Consider the following 18,609-nt stretch of genomic DNA (forward strand, 5'->3'; position numbering starts at 1 on the left):
ATTGCCATTTGGCAGCTTATCATCTATTTTGTCACAGATGGCTATATTGCAACCCGTTGAGACAGCCCCTGCTCCCTTCCGGCAGGAACCGATCACTCAGGAAGAAGGTCGCGCGATGTTTCGCGCCGCCCTCAACCTGTTCGCCAAATGGGGCCTCACCGATGAGCAGGCGGCGGTCCTTACCGACATGCCCGTTCGCAGCTTTCGTCGCTGGAAGGCGGAGGGGCCGGGGCGCATTTCGCGCGATGGGCTTGCCCGTCTATCCAATCTCATGGGCATCCATAAGGCTCTCCGCATCATCTTTCAGGAGCCGCAGCGGGGCTACGATTGGATCAAGGCGTCCAATGTGGCCTTCGGGAGCGCGAGTGCGCTGGCGGTCATGCTGGGCGGCGAACTGACGGACTTGATGCGTGTGCGGCGTTATCTTGATGCGGAACGCGGCGGCTGGTGACCCTGGCTAACGAACCGCCAGTCTGCAGAGTTGAATGGGACGGCGCAGTGCGGATCATCCGCAGCGTCTACCCGCCCATCGACCTGTTCGAGGATATCGCGGATCCAGAGGATTGGCCCCTGTTGCTGTCGGCCGAGCAGAAGACCAACCCGCGCATCAGGGCATCGATCGGGAATCTCGATCTTGTGCCTCCCGAACGACGGGTGGGCGGCAACGGCGCTTCCTATTTGATGGCGTCCTTCACCCATGTCAGTGTTGACCGTCCCAGTCGGTTTTCCGATGGGAGCTATGGCGTCCTCTACGTCGCCGATCGCTATGAGACTGCCCTGTTCGAGACGATCCATCATCATGCCCGGTTCATGGCGCGCACAGCTGAATCGCCCGGTTGGACCTCCCAGTTTCGGGAAATCATCCTGACGGTTTGCGCGAACCTTCATGATCTGCGGGGTCAGGACGATCCGTTCGCTGCTTGCCTCGATCCGGATGATTATGCGGCCGCCCAGTTGCTGGGGGCTGCCCTGCGCAAGGCTGGTTCTGATGGGATAGCCTATCCGAGCGTGCGGCAAGCTGGAGGAGAATGTGTAGGGCTCTTTTATCCCGACTGTGCCTCCAGCCCGGTCCAGGGCAGGCATCTCGACTATCATTGGGACGGTAAGAGGGTCGATCTGGTCAGGGATGCCGGCAGCGGCGTGGTTTTCCGGGTGGTAGAAGAATGACAAAGGGACCGTTGGCATCATGACGTTCTCTGCCGACGGTCGTCACGAGCGCGCAGCTGAGGCGCTAAACAGTCATCCTGATTATCGAGTCCTGTGCCGGTTGATGCCTGTAACGGCTTTCCATGATGCTGATCCACGGACGCCGAGCAGGATTGGCGTTGCGGTTGACGTCGAAACGACCGGCCTCGATCGAGAAACTGATAGGATTATCGAACTGGCGGTCCAGCGTTTTCGGTTTGATGCTCTGGGGCACGTTATTCAGGTCGGCGTGCCCCGGGTCTGGCGTGAGGATCCGGGCATCGAGCTCGACCCCAGGATCACCAAATTGACGGGGCTCGCGGCGGATGACCTTGCTGGTCAGGTCATAGACGAGGCGGCGGCCGTCGAGAGCCTTTCGTCCGCCGACATCATTGTCGCGCACAATGCGGCGTTCGACAGGCCGTTCATTGACCGCCGCCTGCCTGCCATCGCCGGCAAACCCTGGGCCTGCTCCATGGCGGAATTGGATTGGCTGGAGCTCGGATTTGACGGCCGCGCCCTTGCCCACCTCGTGTCGCAATGCGGCTGGTTCTATCCTCGCGCTCATCTATCTGCTGGCTCACGGTCTGCCGGACGGTGAAACCATCCTTGCCAAGCTCATCGCCTGTTCGGAAAAGCCCACCTATCGTGCCAATGCTATCGATGCGCCCTTTGAGGCGAAGGAGCGGTTGAAGGCGCGGGGATATCGGTGGGATTCGGTCCTGCGCTTCTGGTGGAAGGCGATTGCCGAAGCCGACAAGGAGGCCGAGGAGGCCCGGCTGCTGAGCGACGTCTATGTCGGTCATGGCAGCCCGGCCTTCCTTACCGTCACCGCGATGGAGCGCCACCGTTAGCCAATTTCCAGCGCTCTTCGATTTCAGGCACGCGCATGAGGACGGCGTGCATGCTTCATCTGCTGGTCAAGCGCTGGAGGCTGTCATAGCGCACAGGGTCGCTCTTCCGACCTTCACGATCTCGATATCGCCCGCCTGAATCAGTTCATAGATGCGAGACCGACTGAGACCGGTAAGACGTACAGCCGTCGCCACGCGCACGGTGATGGGAGCAAGGTCCTGGTCTGGATCCGGCGGAACCATTGTGGTCGGCAGCGCTGGTACCTCGGCGGCATGGTCGCCGGCCTTTGTCTGGAAAAGGATCCCGGACTGCCGGGCGGCCTTCAGTTCCGCCATCTTGTTAGCCTCTCAGCTTCTGCGGCGTCCGCAATCGGCCGATTGTCGCCCGGTGAGTCGGCGCCCAGATGCTGTTGCTGGGCGCGCAGGATCGGTCGCCCGAGATCACCCGGTAATGATGGTCCCAGTCTCGGAGCATCCCCATAGCCTGCCGGCAGGCCGGCCAATGCGTCGCTGGGGTTCGTCGATGGTTTTGAAAGCTCGCTCTCCTGCACCACTTACTGGAAGACCTGGGGCTTAAGGGCCATCCACGCGACACCCATGAGGCTTGCCGACCTAGGGCGGCGATGCGTTGGCATCGCGGCTCTTTTTCCTTGATCCGCCGGGCCCTAGGGCCTGGGGCGGCGGTGGCGGCGGCTGCGTGATCAGCCGCGCGCCGCGCTGATAGGTGAAATAGCGCCAGAGCCACTGGATGCTGACCAGCAGCCGCTTTTCGAAGCCGACCAGCAGATAGACATGGACAATGGCCCAGAGCAGCCAAGCCAGCCGTCCCTTCAGGCGGCGCTTGCCGAAATCGAAGATGGCGGCGTTGCGACCGATGATCGCGGTGTTGCCGCGGTCGCGAAAGCGGAAAGGGGGAAGCGGTGCGCGGCCGGTGAATTCGCGAGAGAGGGATTGCCCAAGATAGCGGCCCTGCTGCTGGGCTACCTGAGCCAGTGCAGGCAGCGGTTGTCCGGCTTCGTCATTCATTGCGGCGCTATCACCCAGCACATGAATGTGGGGATGGCTTGGAACCGAAAAATCGGCGGCAACCCTTACCCGGCCGCTGCGGTCGCATTCTGCCTGCAGCCAGAACGCGGCGGGCGACGCCTTGATCCCCGCAGCCCAGATGATCGTGCCGGCCCGCAACCTTTGGCCGCCAATGACGAGCGTGTCACCGTCAATGTCTTCGAGCGACTTTCCCAGCATGATCTCCACTCCCATGGCTTCCAGCCGGCGTCGGGCATAGGTGCTCAATCTGTCGGGGAAGCTGGCGAGGATTTGCTTGCCCGCCTCCACCAGCAGGATGCGGACCGCGCCGGGGTCGATATGCCGAAAGTCGCGGGCGAGCGTGTAATGCGCAAGTTCCGCGATTGCTCCGGCCATTTCAACGCCGGTAGGTCCCGCGCCCACGATGACGATCGTCATCAGTTCGGCCCTTCGGTGGGGATCGGGCTGTCGCTCCGCTAACTCGAAGCTGCGCAGGATGCGGCTGCGAAGAAGGCGGGCATCCTCAATGCTGCGCAGGCCGGGCGCCAGCGGTTCCCATTCCGGATGAGCGAAATAATTATATCGGCTGCCGGTTGCGATCACCAGCCTGTCGAAATGGAGTGACGAGCCATCGGCCAGGGATAGGCGGCGCGATTGTGGATCCACGCCCACCGCTTCGCCAAGCACAACCTCGATATTGTCGTGGCGGCGCAGGATGCGGCGGATGGGCTGCGCTATGTCGGCGGGCGAGAGCGCGGCGGTCGCCACCTGGTAGAGCAACGGCACGAAGAGATGATAATTGTTGCGATCGATAATCGTCACCCGAATGGGCTTGCCGCCCAATTCCCGCGCGCAGGCGAGACCGGCGAACCCGCCACCCAATATAATGATATGGGGGGGCCGACTTGTGCCCATTCCCCTCCAGGGGTGGCTATCCACGTTCAATCTCACAGCCTCTTGAGAGTAGAGGGAGCATGGTCTGCGTCACCAGCTCGACTTGATCACGCCTGGCAACTGTCCTCTCGTGGCAAGGTGCCTCAGCATCACCCGAGCCAATTTGAACTTGCGATAATAGGCGCGCGGGCGTCCCGTCAGTTCGCACCGGTTCCTGATCCGCGTGGGATTGCCGTTGCGGGGGATTTCCGCCATCTTCAGCCTTGCGATCAGGCGCTCTTCCTGGCTGAGACTTTCATCATTAGCTGTCGCCTTAAGCTTTGCATATTTCGGCGCATATTTCTTGGCGAGCTTGCGGCGACGCTCGTTCTTGTTGATCGCGCTCTTCTTGGCCATTGGGGTTTTCCTCTGCTTCTCCGGATTTGGGTTCATGCTCGCGACGCGGCGCGGGAGGAACGCGGCGGCCATGGGCATGATCCGAGCATGCCGCTTACCTGAGTTAGGCGGCAGCGGCTTTCAGGGAACGGCCGTGCCGGGGGCACTGTTCATTCCTGATCTTTTGGGTCCTGGGCATTGGGAGAGACGCTATGTCATGGGTGGGATTGACCGCCATCATCGTCCTTGTCGCCGCCGCCTTGATCGGAGCGGTGGTCTTTGCAAGGCGCCGCGGACGGATCAGCGGCAGCGTTGCCCTTGCGCTGATGCTCGTCGTCCTTGCCGGCGCCTCGATCGTCTTCATCTATCCTTCCGCGCTTACGGCCGAAGGGGGTGAGGCGCAGCACATTGGCGCGGCGCGATAATGCGTGTCCGGTATCTGAAATGCGGGACGGATTGCCCACTTGGCGGTCCGTTCTTCGATGGCTTCAGCAAGAGCCTGTTCGGCCTTATTCCCTGCGCGGCACAGTTGGTCGAAACCAACGAGGGACTGGTGCTGATTGACACCGGTTACGGCAGCGAAGACGTGCGCCATCCCCATCCGCGCCTCAGCCGCTTCTTTCGTACGCTGCTCAATATCCATTTCAGGGCGGAGGAGACGGCGCTGCACCAGATCAAGGCAATGGGCTATTCGCCATCGGACGTCCGCCATGTCGTGCTGACGCATCTGGATTTCGATCATGCGGGCGGACTGGACGATTTCCCCAATGCGCGCGTCCATGTGATGGAAGCCGAGCGCGAAGCCGCCGAGCGCAAGCGGCGGGGCTTCATTGCAGAGCGCCGATACCGGCCCGCGCAGTGGGAGCAGGTGCGGGACTGGCGCACTTACGCCGGCAGCGGCGAATGTTGGTTTGGGCTTGAGCGCGTCCGCCAGTTAGACGGCCTGCCGCCCGAAATCCTGATGGTCCCTTTGCCAGGTCATACATGGGGCCACGCCGGGATCGCGATCAGATCAGACGATGGATGGGTTCTAAATGCTGGGGACGCTTATTTCTACCGGCGTGAACTGGATGGAGACAGGCGGCGCTGCACGCCCGGCCTGCGTCTTTACCAGAATCTGATGGAGGTGGACCGGGAACTGCGTTTCGCCAACCAGCAGCGCCTGCGGGAATTGAAGCGCGAGAGGAGCGGCGAGGTGACCATCTTCTGTTCGCATGACGAGATTGAGCTTGAGGCGATGCAGCGCCGTAATGGAGATACCAGCACCACGAGGGCAATGCCCCCAATTGGCCAGGGCGTTGCAACCGGCTTGAGCGGCGCATGACGTTTGCCGGCGAACAGCGCAGCGGGATGCATGCAGATGAGCGATCGGATGACTGACCTGCCGTCGCTTGCGCCTCCGGGGATCATGCTTGGCATTGGCCTTGGAGGGTTTTTCGACGGGATAGTCCTGCACCAGATCTTTCAGGCACATGCCATGCTTTCGGCGGTCATTCCCCTGAACAGCATGATGAACATGAAGGCCAATATGCTCGCTGATGGCCTTTTCCACGCATTTATGTGGATGGCGACGCTGATCGGCGTGACACTGCTCTGGCGGGCGCTGAACGGCAGGCGAGACGCAAGCGCAGCAGGTTGGCGGCTGATCGGTTACATGCTGGCTGGATGGGGATGGTTCAACCTCGTTGAAGGATTGATCGACCACCATCTTCTCGATTTGCACCATGTCGTCGAAGCGCTTGGCCTGTCGATGTGGGACTGGCTGTTCCTTGCCTCCGGCATCGTCCTCATCCTTGTGGGCCACGTCATTGCAAGGAAATCCAGCCAGGCGACTTAAAGCGCAAGGCGCGTTCTTCAGCCCTTCGCTTCTTGCGCGGCGCGTATCGCCCTGCCCACGTTGAGCCATTCCGGCTGGTCCGGCAGACGCGATACAAGAACGCCAGGCCTCTCTGAAAAAGGGGTGACGAGCATCATCTCACAGTGGAACGACGCATCCTGCCAGCAGTTTGGGATGCTACAGCACAGGAGATATTGTGGCGCTCGTCTTTTACCATCAGAACCCAGGCATGGCTCTGGACAGCTCCCGGTGAACGGCCGACCCTATGAAGTTGCGCTGGTGCTTGGCGGCGGGAATGCACTAGGCGCGTATCAAGCTGGAGCCTATGAGGCGCTCCATGATCAGGGACTCGAGCCTTCGTGGATCGCTGGTGCGTCTGCGGGCGCGGTGAACGGCGCGGTGATTTGCGGCAACAAGGATTCCGACCGGGTTAGCCGGCTCCGCGAGTTGTGGAAATGCAGCGGCAATGCCGAGCCGATCGACCTGCCCGCCGTCGTGGAAACGGTGAGGCGCAGCTGGGCGACCGCATTGACCTTGGCTAGCGGGCATCCGGGGTTGTTCGTGCCCCGCAATATTTACGGCCCCTGGTGGAACCCGCTGGGCAATGACGAGCCTGCCAGCCTCTATGATCTGCGGCCGCTAGCCGACACTCTGCAGCGCCTTGTTGATTTTGACAGGCTGAATAGAGGCTCTCCGCGCTTGTCGGTCACGGCCGTGGATATTCAAAGCGGCGAAGATATTGCTTTCGACACTGGTAGCCATTGGATTGGCTGCGACGAGATTCGGGCGAGCGCCGCGCTCATTCCGCTGTTCCCGCCCGTCGCTATCGGCGAGCGGCTGCTGGGAGACGCGGGCATTTCAGTCAACCTGCCTCTCGATATCATCCTGTCCGAAAAGCGGACGCGGCCGTTGCTCTGCATCGCGGTAGATCTGCTGCCTCTATCTGGAAGTCGTCCGCGCACGCTGAGGGAAAGCGCGAAGCGGAGCCAGGATCTCATGTTCGCCACGCAAAGCCGTCGCGCTCTCGCTGCCTGGCAAGCGCTCTTTGATGTCCGGGGCGACCGAGCAGCGACCGTCACGGTGCTGCGCCTTGCCTATGCGGATCAGGCCAAGGAGGTTGCCGGCAAGGCATTCGATTTCTCCAGCCAATCTGCCGAGGCGCGCTGGCGCGCGGGCCATGAAGCTATGACGAGCATGCTGGGTGCTCTTGGGCGTGGTGAAATAGCGATAGGAGGCCGGGGCTTGTCGGTTTACCAGCCCGATCCTCGAACTCGGAAAGGGTTTGACCGTGTTCGTTTCTCCATGCAGCCCATCCAAGGATAAGATTGCGAGCGGTCTCGGAGCGACAAATTCGTTCCGACATCGACAGTAAACTGCGCGGCTGTGACTTGGTGAAGATCAAGATCGGCGACACCGTTTGTGACCGGAAGGTGCGGACGCGGGCGATCGTCGTTCAACAGAAGACCGGGAGGCCGGTTCAGTTCGAACTGATGGACGATGCTCGCCCCAGCTTGCTCCGGTGGTTGGAATTGCGAGGCAGATCACTGGAGGATTATGCCTTCCCGAGCCGCACCGATCGTTCGACCCACATGAGCACCCGTCAATACGCTCGCCTGGTGCATGAGTGGGTAACGGGGATCGGCCTGCCGAGCGAAGATTATGGCACGCATTCTCAGAGGCGGACGGGCCCCTCAGATGTTATCCTGATACAGACCGGCTCTATGGTTGAAATGCTGCGCCGTTGTTGGACACGCCGACGGCTTGATCGAACGCATCGGTGAGTTCGCCGATCACTTTCGCGACCAGCGAACGTAGCCAGCGATGCGCGGGATCATGGCGGTAGCGGACATGCCAAGCCATCTCGACCGGGAAGCTGCCGAGATCGACTGGAGGCGGAAGGATGCGCAGTCGGGCATCGTGCGCCAGACGGCGACAGATGAGACGCGGCAGCGTTGCGACATAGTCGGTGACCGCGATCATCTCGGCAACCGCGAAGAAATTGGTGACGGAGAGCGCCACCTCGCGCTTGAGATTCTGTTGGGCTAACGCTTGGAACAGGCCGGCGCGCATGCGGCCGGGCGGCACAACGTTGACGTGGCGCATGCTCTCGAACTGCTCGCGCGAGATCGCCTCTCCGATTTCAGGATGACTGGCGCGCACGACGCATTCGAGGCCCTCGTTCATCAGATGCTGGACCACGAGATTGTCGGGCGGCTCCATGATGCGGCCGAGCACCATCGCGGTGGTGCCGGAGACGACGCCGGTTTCGATCAAGTCGTTGCCGTAAGGCGTCAGCCTGAGCTTGATGCCCGGAGCGACCTCGGCGAGCCGCGCGACCAGCGCGGGGACGATCACGAACTCGACATAGCCATTGGGCGCGATCGTGAAGAGACGTTCGGCGCTGGTCGGATCGAAGTCCTGCTGCCCGAGTACGGCGTCGTCGAGGCTCGCCAGCGCGTCCGCGATCCCCGGTGCCAGTTCGAGCGCGATCGCCGTCGGCTGGATGCCATAGCGCTCGCGTATGAAGAGCTGATCCTTCAACATCAGCCTCAATCGCGCGAGTGCGTTGGAGAGCGCCGGCTGAGTCATGCCCAGCCGCTCGGCCGCGCGCGTGACGCTCCGTTCCTCCATGAGCGCTACGAAGATGGGAAGGAGGTTGAGATCGTAGCGCATAAGTTATGCTCTCATACGTATATCCAAAATCCAAGAAATAAACTTCTGCAATGAGGGGGGAAGGCGCATCTCCTGGCCGTCCGGAATGCGGACGAGATCGGATGACAGGAGGTTTCCATGGACAAGGGTAAGGTTCTACTGATCGGCTCCAACGCGACCCGCATCGAGGTGCAGGGCAACAAATGGGGCGCGACCGGCCAGTATCTCAACGAGACGGTCGTTCCGGCGATGGCGCTCGAAGCAGCCGGCTATGAGGTCGTGCTCGCCACCCCGAATGGGAGCAAGCCGATCATCGATGCCGCGTCGGATGCTCCAGCGCATTTCGAAAATGACGAAGCCGCGTATCGCGCCGCCCGCAACTATTATGACAACAGCCCGGCGATGAACGCGCCACGCACGCTCCGCGCGGTGATCGACGATGGCCTCGACCAGTATGCCGGCGTTTTCTTCCCCGGCGGCCAGGCCCCGGTGGTCGACCTGATGCAGGACGCGGAAGTCGGCGACATCCTGCGCCACTTCCACGCGGCAGCCAAGCCCACCGCGCTGCTCTGCCACGGTCCGATCGCGCTGACCGCGGCGATGGACGACCCTCGCGCCTTCCGCGCGGCGCTGATCGCCGGTGCTGACGACAAGGCACGCGAATGGGCGAAGAGCTGGCCCTATGCCGGCTATCAGATGACGATCTTCTCCGCGACGGAGGAGAAGGTGGTCGAGGATCACATCCTGCATGCGAAGATGTATTTCGACATGCCGCATGCCCTGACCGCCGCCGGCGGCAAGGTCGAGACGACCTCCGTCGACTTCGAGCCGAACGTGATCGTCGATCGGGAGCTGATCACCGGGCAGAACCCGCGCTCCGATCATCCGATCGCGAAAGCCTTGATCGATGCGCTCGATGCACGTCGGGCCGCATGAGAACGAGAAGTACCGGCGGAGCGTTGCGCAGGCGCTCCGCCCCCCATACCTACTCACCTCAGCCAGGAACGACCATCATGACCAGCCACATCAAGATCATCGCGGTGCTGACAGCGCGTCCGGGCAAGGCCGAGGCGCTGCGCATCCTGCTAGACGGCATGCTCGCCCCCTCGCGCGCCGAGCCCGGCAATCTGCGCTACGACCTGTGGGTCGATCCGGCGCAGCCCGGCCGTTACGTGCTCGACGAGCTGTATGGGAACGCCGACGCTGTCGCTGCGCATCGCGCGAGCCCTCATTTTCAGGCCTATCTGGCCGCCATTAACGACCTCGCGGAGCGGAGCGCGTTCACGCTCGATCCGCTGGCAGTCGCCTGAATCCTCCAGACACAAGGACCGACATCATGGCACTGAAGGACATTCTTCCCTCCCGCCTGGGCTTCGGAGCGGCGCCGCTCGGCAACATGTTTCGCGCGATCCCCGAGGAGGAAGCGCTGGCGACCGTCGAGGCCGCATGGAGCGACGGCATCCGCTATTTCGACAACGCGCCCTTCTACGGCGCTGGCCTCGCCGAAATCCGCATGGGTGAAGCGCTGAAGGGGAAGCCACGCGACGAGTATGTGATCAGCACAAAGGTCGGCCGCATCGTGCTCGACGACATCGAGCAGGCGCCGCGCGACAATGGCGAGAAGGGCGATGTGTTCGCCAATGGCCGTCCCAACAAGGTGATCAACGACTATTCGCACGACGCGACGCTGCGCTCGATCGAGGATAGCCTGAAGCGCCTGCAGACCGATCATATCGACATCGTCTGGGTCCACGACGTGGCGCAGGATTTCTATGGCGACGAATGGCTGGCCAGGTTCGAGGAGGCGCGCACCGGCGCGTTCCGGGCGCTCGACCGGCTGCGCGACGAGGGCACGATCAAGGCCTGGGGCCTCGGCGTCAACCGGGTCGAGGCGGTCGAGCTGCTGCTCGATCTCGACAGGCCGCGGCCAGATGGATCGCTGCTCGCCGGCCGCTACACGCTGCTCGACCATGACCGGGCGTTGGAGCGGCTGATGCCGAAGGTCGCCGAGCGCGGTCTCGGGATCGTCGTTGGCGGCCCTTACAGCTCGGGCGCGCTCGTCGGTGGCCCGAACTTCGAATATGCGCCCGCCACACCCGAGATTCTGGTCAAGGTCGCGGCGATCAAGGCAATTGCCGACCGTCACGGCATCAGCATGAAAGCGGCCGGCCTGCAATTCTCGCTGGCCAATCCGGCGGTCGCGGCGGTGATCCCCGGCGCCAGCCGGCCGCAGCGCATCGCAGAAGACACCGCTGCGTTGAACGAGACGATCCCGGCGGACTTCTGGCGGGAGCTGCGCGAAGCAGGTCTCGTCAACCCGGCGGCACCACTGCCACTCTGATCAGCCGGTCGCCTGAGGCTCAATGTGTCTCAGGCGATCGATCAGTAATTGCGCCGGCTTGGACTAGCTTCGATATCTTTTGCCTACCAATTCCGCCGCCGCCTGGCCACATTCGCCAACAAAGCCGACGTTCGCGATCTCGAAGGAAATCGTCGAAAGCTGCCAGAGGTTCATAATTTGCCGGTGGCGCAATTATTCGAGCTTGCCACGGACTTCAGTGAAAATTTGAGGTCCGATGGCAATTTGCCGGCTTCCCTATGAGCGGCATCAAGCAAACTGCACTTTTGCCAGGTCGAGGGACAGGCTCCACAGGCGAGCGGCGGCAGCGCTATCCAGCGCCTGCCTGGGCGGTTGCTCCTCGGTCGGATATCCGCGCGTGCCGCCGAGCCGGTCGGGACCATAATAGCAACCGTCTCGCGCTGATGGACTGGTCGCCGCGAAGAGCGTCGGCAGGGCGCCTTGCCAGGCCGGCTGAAACAGGAACCAGAGGTAGCGGCGCAACCGTCCATGAAGGCTGGACCGGCCCGAGCCGTTCACGATCAGATCGGTGCGCGTAATACCTGGATGCGCTGCGAGGCTTTCGATGCCCCAGCCCAGCGCCTTGCTGCGCCGGCTCAGCTCGATCGCGAACATGAGGCAGGCGAGCTTGGATTGTGCATAGACCTCCATCGACCGGTAACTGCGCTCTGCCTGCAGATCGTCGAAATCGATCGCGCCCTGGCGCGCTGCGACACTGCTGAGCGTGACGACCCGCGGATCATGCCCTTTCCTGAGCAAGGGCAACAGATGCGCGGTGAGCGCGAAATGCCCGAGATAGTTTGTGCCGAACTGCAGTTCGAAGCCATCGCGCGTTTCGCGACGCTCCGGCGGACGCATGACCGCGGCATTATTGATGAGTAGATCGAGACTGTCCTGTTGCTGCGAGAGCTGCCTGGCGAAGGCGGCGACCGAGCCGAGATCGGCCAGGTCCATCCTGCCGAACCGCACCTGAGAGTCGGGAACGGCGCGCTTGATCGCCGCCACTGCTGCGGCGCCCTTTTCAGGGTTGCGCCCTGCAATCACCACATCGGCGCCCGCCCGGGCCAGCGCCATGGAATCCTCAAAACCCAGACCGCCGGTGCCGGTCACAACGACCGTGCGCCCCTGTTGCGGTGGAATATCATCGCCTGTCCAGTTCGTCATCGATGGTCCTCGCCAATCCGGCAGGGCCGCCCGCCTCGGGACATGTCCTCCCGATCCGCAGCCGTGCCCAACGGCGCAATGATGGCGGCAGACAGCGAAATCACCATGCCGGAACGCGCAAAAAACTAGCCTATTCCTCTGGCACGCCCGCAAGAACGCCAGGCAGGCAACAGACTTGACAGTCGTATGGCACCTGACATATTTGCAAGGTAGCTTACGAAATATAGGAAGCGTTATGTCTCAGCAACAGCGAAGCACCACGCGTGAGGAGGTCGGAGCTTGGGCTAAACGTTGCTATTTTGCTGGTCGTACGGTGATGGATGCCACCCTTCGCCCTCACGGTCTTGGCTCCGTGCAATGGTATGTACTGCACCGGCTGGTTACGGTCGGCCCGACGATTCAGCGCGACCTGGGACGGCTACTGGAGATCGAGCGCGCGACGATGAGCGGCATCGTCGCAACTCTCGTACGCAAAGGGCTCGTCGAGCAGGCACCCGATCCGGCCGACCAGCGTCAGAAGCTGCTGCGCCTCACCGAGGCCGGCGCGAAACTCTGGGCAGCATTGCCCGATCTCTCCTTCATTCGCTCCGTGGCATTCGGCGGGATGGACGAGGCCGATATCGAGACCACGATCACCGTGCTTCGGACGGCGAGCGAACGGCTCGAAAATCTGCTTGAGAAAGGAAACAGAGCATGACGATCCTGGTAACCGGCGCGAGCGGACTGGTCGGCGCCCGGCTTCTTCCGCGTCTTGTGCAGGCGGGGCTGGACTGCCGGGCACTGGCCCGGCCGGGCAGTGGCGTGCCTGCGGGCGTGTCGATAGCCACTGGCGACCTGCTCGATCCCGCATCGCTGGCTTCGGCCGTGCAGGACGTTTCGGCCGTCATCCACCTCGCAGCCGTCTTCCGCACCACCGATGCCGATCTCATCTGGAAGGTGAATCTCGACGGGACGCGCAACCTCATCGCCGCGATGAAGGCCCATGCGCCGGACGCGCGGCTCATCATGGCCAGCACGTCCCACGTCTATGACGCAGACTCCCCGCGACCCGGCGCAGAAGAGGATCGCTGTTCCCCCACGCTCGACTATCCAGCGAGCAAGCTGGCCGCCGAGACGGAACTGCGGGACAGCGGCCTCAACTGGTCGATCCAGCGCTTCGGCTTCGTCTATGGGGATGGCGATGGCCATATCGAGTCGCTCCCCCGGCATCTAGCCCAAGTGAAGCTTCACCCCGCCCAGCGCATGAGCATGGTCCATCACCGCGACATTGCGACCGCCATGATGCTGGCGCTGGATGGCGCGATGGACGGACGGATCGTCAATATCGGCGATGATGCCCCCACATCGATCCATGAACTGGTGCAGCTGGCGGGAGGCGCAATGGAACCCTCCTCCGCGCCGCTGACCAATCCCTGGCGCCTGCATATGGACGGCGCGCTTGCCCGGCGGCTCGGCTTTCAGCCGGTCGTGCGGAGTGTCCACCAGGCGGCGCACGAAGGGCTGCTTTAACGCACGGCCATGTGAAGGCGCGGTTCCCAAGCCGGCGCCACCGCGCCGCGCTTATGCCTCTTGCAGCGTGCGGCTGGCATATCGGCTATATTGGCGGCGCATATCCAGCACGTCCCGCTTGGGCGCGGCACCAAACATCCGCGTATATTCCCGGCTGAACTGCGAAGCGCTTTCATAGCCAACCTGATAAGCGGCCTCACTCACATTGATCCCGTCGACTACCATCAATCGCCTGGCTTCCAGCAAGCGCAGCTGCTTCTGATACTGAAGCGGCGTCATGGACGTTAGCGCCTTGAAATGCTGATGAAACGACGATGGACTCATACGCGCCGTCTCGGCCAGCTGCTCCACCCGCAGCGTCTGCGCAAAGCTGTTCTGCAGCTGGAAAATGGCCCTGCTGACCCGCTCGCTGCTCGATTCCGGCAGGCCAAGGTTGCGCAGCTCGCCGCCATTCGGGCTCGTCAGCAGCCAGTAGCAGAGCTCCCGCATCACGGACGGGTAGAGGATCGGGATCGCCTCGGGCGTATCGGACATCCTGAGCAGGCGCAGCATGCAATCGGCCAGAGGTGCATCGACCTTCCCCACGAACAGGCAGGGCCCTGACCCGCTGGTCGGCACGGGCGGCGTTTCGAGCTGCCCCAGCACCTCGCGCATGATCGTCATGTCGAGATCGATGGTGATGCCGATATAAGGCGCGTCCGCGCTTGCCTCGATGACCCGTCCGCTGGCCGGAAGATCGAGACCGATCGCCAGGCACTCCATCACGCCATAGCGAAAGGTCTCCTCACCGAAGAGGATTTCCTTTGCGCCCTGGATCACGACGCAAAGCCCCGGCCGATAGACCTGCCGCATCGGCATCCGGGCTTCGAAGGACCGCATGATGTGCATGCCGGCAAGCCGCGTGGGAAAACGGCCCTCGCCGCCGCCCTGGGCATCGATATGAGCGGCGACCGCCGCGTGAAGGGCTGAAGGCACGCGTTTCTCCGCCTGGGCGAGCGGCCAGCGCAGGACCTGCCCATCTCTGCTCACCCTATCGGCGCTTGGAGGATTGGGCAAATTTATTGAGGTATTCGGCATTCTGATCATGGGTCGCTCCATCTAACTTGCTGGCACCAACCCAGGCGAGGAGCGTCACGATCATGGCAGAAATTGCCACACGATCAACAAAAATATCCAGCGCTTCTTTCCCGACCAGCGAGGAACGTTCGAATGAACATGCGGATGGATGGCGCTCCAGCGCAATACTCGTTGCCCTATTCCTCGTCAGCCTGATCTCGCAGATCGATCGGATGCTGCCCTTCATCATGGCGGAAGCGATCAAGATTGATCTTTCTCTCAGCGATACGCAGATCGGACTGCTCACAGGACTTGCTTTCGCGGTCTGCTATACGCTTCTTTCCCTGCCGCTTGCCCGCGTTTCAGACCGGGGGTCGCCCCGTTTCGTGCTTGTTTTCTGCGCGCTGGTCTGGAGCGCGATGACGGCGCTCGGAGGCCTTGCCGCGAGTTTCCTGGTCCTGGCGTTCACGCGCCTCGGCGTAGCCTTCGGGGAGGCCGGCGCGATCCCGGCCGGACATGCGATTATCGCCCGGAAAATCCGGCCGGAGCGAAGAGGCCTGGCGATCGGGCTGTTCGCTCTGGGCATCCCTCTTGGCACCATGGTGGGGTTTGCTGCCGGCGGCGCGCTCAGCGACACGGTCGGCTGGCGCACGGCGCTGGTCGGCGCGGGCGCCCTTGGCGGCGTGATCGCCCTCATCGCGTTCGTCGCCATCAGGCCCACGCCACCACTGCAGCGCTTGGCGGCCTCTGCAGAACCCTTCATGCGCACAAGCATGCGCCTGCTGTCGGCACCCGGCTTCCGCTGGCTGTTCATCGGCGCGATCGCCAGTGGCTTTGCCGCGGCGCCTTTTTATGCCTTCGCCGCACCCTTCCTCATCCGCACCCATGGCTTCACCGCCAGCGAAGCCGGCCTCGCCTTCGGGTTGCCGCAGGGCCTGCTGGGCATCATAGGCACGCTGCTGGGCGGTCGCTGGTTTGACCGGGTGGTGCGCTCGGGCACCGGACGCGTGCTGGGTCCCCCTGCTATCCTGTTCATCATGGCCGCAGTGACGACGACGGCGGGCCTGTTCGCCCCCATCGGCTGGCTCTCGATCCTGCTGTTCCTGCCGAGCATGCTGTCCTTCGCGTTCCTGCTGCCATGGGGTTTCGGCGCCGCGCACCTCGTGGCCGGCCAGGGCCGTGAGGCCATGGCGTCGAGCCTGGTCCTGATCGGGTCGGGCCTGCTCGGCCCTGCGCTGGGTCCGCTCATCGTCGGCCTGATCAGCGATGCGGGAAGCGCGGCGCATATGACCAATAGCCTCGGACTCGGCCTGCTGACCGTGCCCGTCGCCAGCATCCTCAGCGGCATCGCAATTCTGATGGCAAACCACAGGATCGCTGCCTTGCTTCGGCAGCGCTGACCCCAAGGGGGTCGCACCCCACCGCCACCCCCAGCCACCGAAGGACGATTTTCCGGCTACGGAGCGCCTTCGGTGGCCCCCTCCACGAAAAGGAATGGGGATGGCGCCGATCATGTCGAAGAGATCTCGCTCCAAGCTTCGGATCACAGTTGTTCGGCAGCTTTTCGCCCATAGCGGACGAAGAGCCGTTGAAATTTGAGAGCGGGTTGCCGACCGTCCGCTTCTCTAATGCCTGCTACCATCGCGTGACAGATGACGCCGTACCAAGCCCCACATGCTAATCTGTGGGAACTCCCGGGGCTGGCGAGCACTTGATAAGAAATGCCTGCTTTTGAGGAGAATGCCTTGAGTGGATCCGGCCGCTGGCCAAACCAGCTGATCATCGTCCGCCATGGGCAGAGCGCCGGGAACGTCGCGCGCGATGCTGCGCATGAGGCGGAGGAGGATCGCATCCTTCTCTCCATCCGCGATGCCGACGTACCACTCAGCGATCTCGGGCGGGAGCAAGCGGCGGCGCTGGGACACTGGTTCGCAGAACAGCCGGAGGAAGACCGACCGGAGGTCATTCTGTCCTCGCCTTACCTCCGCGCCTGCCAGACTGCCGATATCTTCCGGAACGTTGGCGGCGCGCCCCGGGACGTGCCGATCTGCTTCGATGAGCGCCTGCGGGAGAAAGAGTTTGGGATATTGGACGGACTGACCAACACGGGCATCCGCAATCTCCAGCCCGAACAGGCCGCGTTGCGGCAGTTGCTCGGCAAATTCTACCACCGCTCACCGGGCGGGGAGAGCTGGTGCGACGTGATCCTGCGGCTGCGGTCTGTAATGGACACCATCTCGCTCCATTATGCAGGCAAACGGGTAATGATCTTCTCGCATCAGGTCGTGGTACTGTGCTTACGCTACATTATCGAAAATCTGGGCGAGCAGGAGATACTCGCCATTGATGCCGAGGGCGACGTAGCCAACTGCGCGATTACCGATTACCGTTTCGATGCGAAGGCAGGGAAGCTGGTGTTGCAAAGCTACAATGTCACAGCGCCGATGGAGGAAGAAGCGACGCCCGTCACCAAGGCGCCGGATCGCATCGCGGGCGCGCGAGGGTGATTGAAATCGACGAAGCGTGGCTCGCCACTCATCCTTTGCCGGGCTTCGATACCGTGTCCGACAAGGACAGCCGTGGCCGCGTGCTGGTGGTCGGCGGGGCGGAGTTTGTGCCCGGCGCGCTGCGTCTGACGGGCGAGGCAGCGCTGCGTACCGGCGCTGGCAAGCTGCAGATGGCGACGGTGCAGGCAGTGGCGACGGCGCTGGGCGTGCTAATCCCCGAAGCGGCTATGATTGCGTTGCCTTCCGACGAAAAAGGCGAGATCGCGGCGGAGGCGGCGGATGTGCTGCGCGAACGCCTTCTGCGCTGCGATGCCCTGATCCTCGGCCCTGGCATGAGCATCGGGGAGCGGACAGACCAGTTGGTCGCGGACCTCCTCAGCGCGCCCGACGCTTCGCGCACTATTTTGCTGGACGCGGCGGCGCTGACATCGGCGCGAGATCTGGAGGAACTGATCGCGGCGCATGATGGGCATGTCATCCTGACCCCACATCATGGCGAGATGGCCCATCTGTCCGGGCTGGAAGTAGAAGCGGTGAAGGCCGACCTGGAAGGCGTGGCGCGTGATGTCGCAAAGCGGTTTAACGCGGTCATCCTGTTGAAGGGACAGGAAAGCCTGTTGGCAGAGCCTTCAGGCGAAATATTCGTGCATCGGGGCGGGACCGTGGGCCTGGCCACCGGGGGATCAGGCGATGTGCTGGCGGGCATCATCGGCGGGCTGGCGGCGCAGGGCGCGTCGCCACTCACGGCTGCCGGATGGGGAAGCTGGCTGCACGGCCGGGCGGGCGAGGTTCTGTCATGTCAGGTGGCTATGGCGGGTTTTCTAGCGCGAGAACTGTCGCCGTTAATTCCGCGCCTGATCGAAGATGCTACGCTGAACAGAACCAAATTTCGTTGAATCGACCCTTCTTTGCCGTTCAACCGCAAGTTTTGTTTCCTCAGCTGCGGACCGACCGCTTTTCGCTACTCAAGCTCAGACTTGGCTGTGCGAGGCGAAATGCAGGGAATTCCCCGGGCAGCATACCACAGCGGAAGTGCCGCGACGTCGGGAGTTCCCAACGATGTCGACGATGAGGTTGATGTGCGTAGCGCCTGACGCTCAGCTCCTTATTCCAACCCTATTCAACCCGCAATGTAAGGGCATATGACCTCTTTACCTATTAGAAAAGGGGACCGCGCTGCACGGTCCCCTT

Annotated in this window: 23 protein-coding genes and 1 pseudogene; 17 read left to right on the plus strand and 7 right to left on the minus strand. The window is 62.6% G+C overall.

Translation table 11 applies throughout. The features are described 5' to 3' along the window. Positions 1–37: 37 nt before the first annotated feature. The 4 genes from SIDU_RS15135 (at position 38) to SIDU_RS20090 (ending at position 2,039) form a co-directional block, all read left to right on the plus strand. Complete coding sequence (locus SIDU_RS15135) at positions 38–451, plus strand: MbcA/ParS/Xre antitoxin family protein (protein WP_025771173.1); 414 nt, start codon at positions 38–40, stop codon at positions 449–451. Between the two features lie 47 nt (positions 452–498). Continuing rightward, on the plus strand, positions 499–1,167 hold the full coding sequence (locus SIDU_RS15140; RefSeq protein ID WP_007685186.1) for an RES family NAD+ phosphorylase: 669 nt from the start codon (positions 499–501) through the stop codon (positions 1,165–1,167). A 103-nt stretch (positions 1,168–1,270) separates the two neighbouring features. After that, positions 1,271–1,786, plus strand: a complete 516-nt coding sequence (locus tag SIDU_RS20085) for an exonuclease domain-containing protein (protein WP_084191206.1) — start codon at positions 1,271–1,273, stop codon at positions 1,784–1,786. Beyond that, positions 1,692–2,039, plus strand: a complete 348-nt coding sequence (locus SIDU_RS20090) for a hypothetical protein (protein WP_007685183.1) — start codon at positions 1,692–1,694, stop codon at positions 2,037–2,039. The genes SIDU_RS20085 and SIDU_RS20090 overlap by 95 nt, the downstream gene beginning before the upstream one ends. A gap of 66 nt (positions 2,040–2,105) precedes the next feature. Here the strand turns inward: SIDU_RS20090 and SIDU_RS19830 are convergent, their stop codons facing one another. The 3 genes from SIDU_RS19830 to rpsN all read right to left on the minus strand — a co-directional run bounded on the left by SIDU_RS19830 (position 2,106) and on the right by rpsN (position 4,355). Then, entirely contained in the window at positions 2,106–2,375 is a 270-nt protein-coding gene (locus SIDU_RS19830; protein WP_007685181.1) for a hypothetical protein, read from the minus strand. A gap of 276 nt (positions 2,376–2,651) precedes the next feature. Further along, positions 2,652–3,980: an NAD(P)/FAD-dependent oxidoreductase gene (locus tag SIDU_RS15155; RefSeq protein ID WP_007685179.1), complete on the minus strand. Its 1,329-nt coding sequence runs from the start codon at positions 3,978–3,980 to the stop codon at positions 2,652–2,654. A 69-nt stretch (positions 3,981–4,049) separates the two neighbouring features. Beyond that, positions 4,050–4,355 carry a 30S ribosomal protein S14 gene (rpsN, locus tag SIDU_RS15160; protein WP_007685177.1) on the minus strand — a complete coding sequence of 102 codons (306 nt, stop codon included), beginning with the start codon at positions 4,353–4,355 and terminating at the stop codon, positions 4,050–4,052. A gap of 200 nt (positions 4,356–4,555) precedes the next feature. Between rpsN and SIDU_RS15165 the strand changes: the two genes are divergently transcribed. The 5 genes and pseudogenes from SIDU_RS15165 to SIDU_RS20095 form a co-directional block, all read left to right on the plus strand. Beyond that, positions 4,556–4,759 carry a hypothetical protein gene (locus SIDU_RS15165; protein ID WP_233431900.1) on the plus strand — a complete coding sequence of 68 codons (204 nt, stop codon included), beginning with the start codon at positions 4,556–4,558 and terminating at the stop codon, positions 4,757–4,759. After that, on the plus strand, positions 4,759–5,658 hold the full coding sequence (locus SIDU_RS15170; RefSeq protein WP_007685173.1) for an MBL fold metallo-hydrolase: 900 nt from the start codon (positions 4,759–4,761) through the stop codon (positions 5,656–5,658). The genes SIDU_RS15165 and SIDU_RS15170 overlap by 1 nt, the downstream gene beginning before the upstream one ends. Before the next feature lie 48 nt (positions 5,659–5,706). Then, positions 5,707–6,171: a DUF2243 domain-containing protein gene (locus tag SIDU_RS15175; protein ID WP_233431834.1), complete on the plus strand. Its 465-nt coding sequence runs from the start codon at positions 5,707–5,709 to the stop codon at positions 6,169–6,171. Between the two features lie 249 nt (positions 6,172–6,420). Continuing rightward, complete coding sequence (locus SIDU_RS15180; RefSeq protein WP_025771165.1) at positions 6,421–7,494, plus strand: patatin-like phospholipase family protein; 1,074 nt, start codon at positions 6,421–6,423, stop codon at positions 7,492–7,494. Between the two features lie 38 nt (positions 7,495–7,532). Beyond that, positions 7,533–7,895, plus strand: a pseudogene (locus SIDU_RS20095) (integrase); the annotation flags it as partial. On the opposite strand, the gene SIDU_RS15190 reads toward SIDU_RS20095, so the two are convergent. Continuing rightward, the gene (locus SIDU_RS15190) at positions 7,891–8,844 is read right to left on the minus strand and encodes a LysR substrate-binding domain-containing protein (RefSeq protein ID WP_007685165.1); all 954 of its coding nucleotides are present in this window, start codon (positions 8,842–8,844) and stop codon (positions 7,891–7,893) included. The pseudogene SIDU_RS20095 and the gene SIDU_RS15190 sit on opposite strands and share 5 nt — an antisense overlap. A 117-nt stretch (positions 8,845–8,961) precedes the next feature. Here SIDU_RS15190 and SIDU_RS15195 point away from each other — a divergent pair, with 117 nt between their 5' ends. The 3 genes from SIDU_RS15195 (at position 8,962) to SIDU_RS15205 (ending at position 11,164) form a co-directional block, all read left to right on the plus strand. Beyond that, entirely contained in the window at positions 8,962–9,759 is a 798-nt protein-coding gene (locus SIDU_RS15195) for a type 1 glutamine amidotransferase domain-containing protein (RefSeq protein ID WP_007685163.1), read from the plus strand. A 77-nt stretch (positions 9,760–9,836) separates the two neighbouring features. Then, entirely contained in the window at positions 9,837–10,133 is a 297-nt protein-coding gene (locus SIDU_RS15200; protein WP_007685161.1) for a putative quinol monooxygenase, read from the plus strand. Between the two features lie 26 nt (positions 10,134–10,159). After that, positions 10,160–11,164 (plus strand): aldo/keto reductase, encoded by a 1,005-nt coding sequence (locus SIDU_RS15205; RefSeq protein WP_007685160.1) that lies wholly within the window; start codon positions 10,160–10,162, stop codon positions 11,162–11,164. A gap of 267 nt (positions 11,165–11,431) precedes the next feature. On the opposite strand, the gene SIDU_RS15210 is transcribed toward SIDU_RS15205, so the two are convergent. Beyond that, positions 11,432–12,346 (minus strand): SDR family oxidoreductase, encoded by a 915-nt coding sequence (locus SIDU_RS15210; protein ID WP_025771161.1) that lies wholly within the window; start codon positions 12,344–12,346, stop codon positions 11,432–11,434. Between the two features lie 235 nt (positions 12,347–12,581). Here SIDU_RS15210 and SIDU_RS15215 point away from each other — a divergent pair, with 235 nt between their 5' ends. Both SIDU_RS15215 and SIDU_RS15220 read left to right on the plus strand, forming a co-directional pair. Continuing rightward, on the plus strand, positions 12,582–13,043 hold the full coding sequence (locus tag SIDU_RS15215) for a MarR family winged helix-turn-helix transcriptional regulator (protein WP_007685158.1): 462 nt from the start codon (positions 12,582–12,584) through the stop codon (positions 13,041–13,043). Then, the gene (locus tag SIDU_RS15220) at positions 13,040–13,855 is read left to right on the plus strand and encodes an NAD-dependent epimerase/dehydratase family protein (RefSeq protein WP_007685157.1); all 816 of its coding nucleotides are present in this window, start codon (positions 13,040–13,042) and stop codon (positions 13,853–13,855) included. The genes SIDU_RS15215 and SIDU_RS15220 overlap by 4 nt, the downstream gene beginning before the upstream one ends. Positions 13,856–13,906: 51 nt before the next feature. On the opposite strand, the gene SIDU_RS15225 is transcribed toward SIDU_RS15220, so the two are convergent. Both SIDU_RS15225 and SIDU_RS20100 read right to left on the minus strand, forming a co-directional pair. Continuing rightward, entirely contained in the window at positions 13,907–14,941 is a 1,035-nt protein-coding gene (locus tag SIDU_RS15225; protein ID WP_233431835.1) for an AraC family transcriptional regulator, read from the minus strand. Next, complete coding sequence (locus tag SIDU_RS20100) at positions 14,886–15,176, minus strand: hypothetical protein (protein WP_233431836.1); 291 nt, start codon at positions 15,174–15,176, stop codon at positions 14,886–14,888. The genes SIDU_RS15225 and SIDU_RS20100 overlap by 56 nt, the downstream gene beginning before the upstream one ends. Here SIDU_RS20100 and SIDU_RS15230 point away from each other — a divergent pair. From SIDU_RS15230 to SIDU_RS15240, 3 genes are all read left to right on the plus strand, one after another. Beyond that, positions 15,145–16,311 (plus strand): MFS transporter, encoded by a 1,167-nt coding sequence (locus tag SIDU_RS15230; RefSeq protein WP_233431837.1) that lies wholly within the window; start codon positions 15,145–15,147, stop codon positions 16,309–16,311. The two genes, SIDU_RS20100 and SIDU_RS15230, sit on opposite strands and share 32 nt — an antisense overlap. A 321-nt stretch (positions 16,312–16,632) precedes the next feature. Then, positions 16,633–17,418: a histidine phosphatase family protein gene (locus SIDU_RS15235; RefSeq protein WP_007685154.1), complete on the plus strand. Its 786-nt coding sequence runs from the start codon at positions 16,633–16,635 to the stop codon at positions 17,416–17,418. Then, entirely contained in the window at positions 17,415–18,314 is a 900-nt protein-coding gene (locus SIDU_RS15240; RefSeq protein ID WP_007685153.1) for an NAD(P)H-hydrate dehydratase, read from the plus strand. The genes SIDU_RS15235 and SIDU_RS15240 overlap by 4 nt, the downstream gene beginning before the upstream one ends. The last annotated feature ends 295 nt before the right edge of the window (positions 18,315–18,609 follow it).

Source organism: Sphingobium indicum B90A (assembly GCF_000264945.2).
Taxonomy (GTDB): domain Bacteria; phylum Pseudomonadota; class Alphaproteobacteria; order Sphingomonadales; family Sphingomonadaceae; genus Sphingobium; species Sphingobium indicum.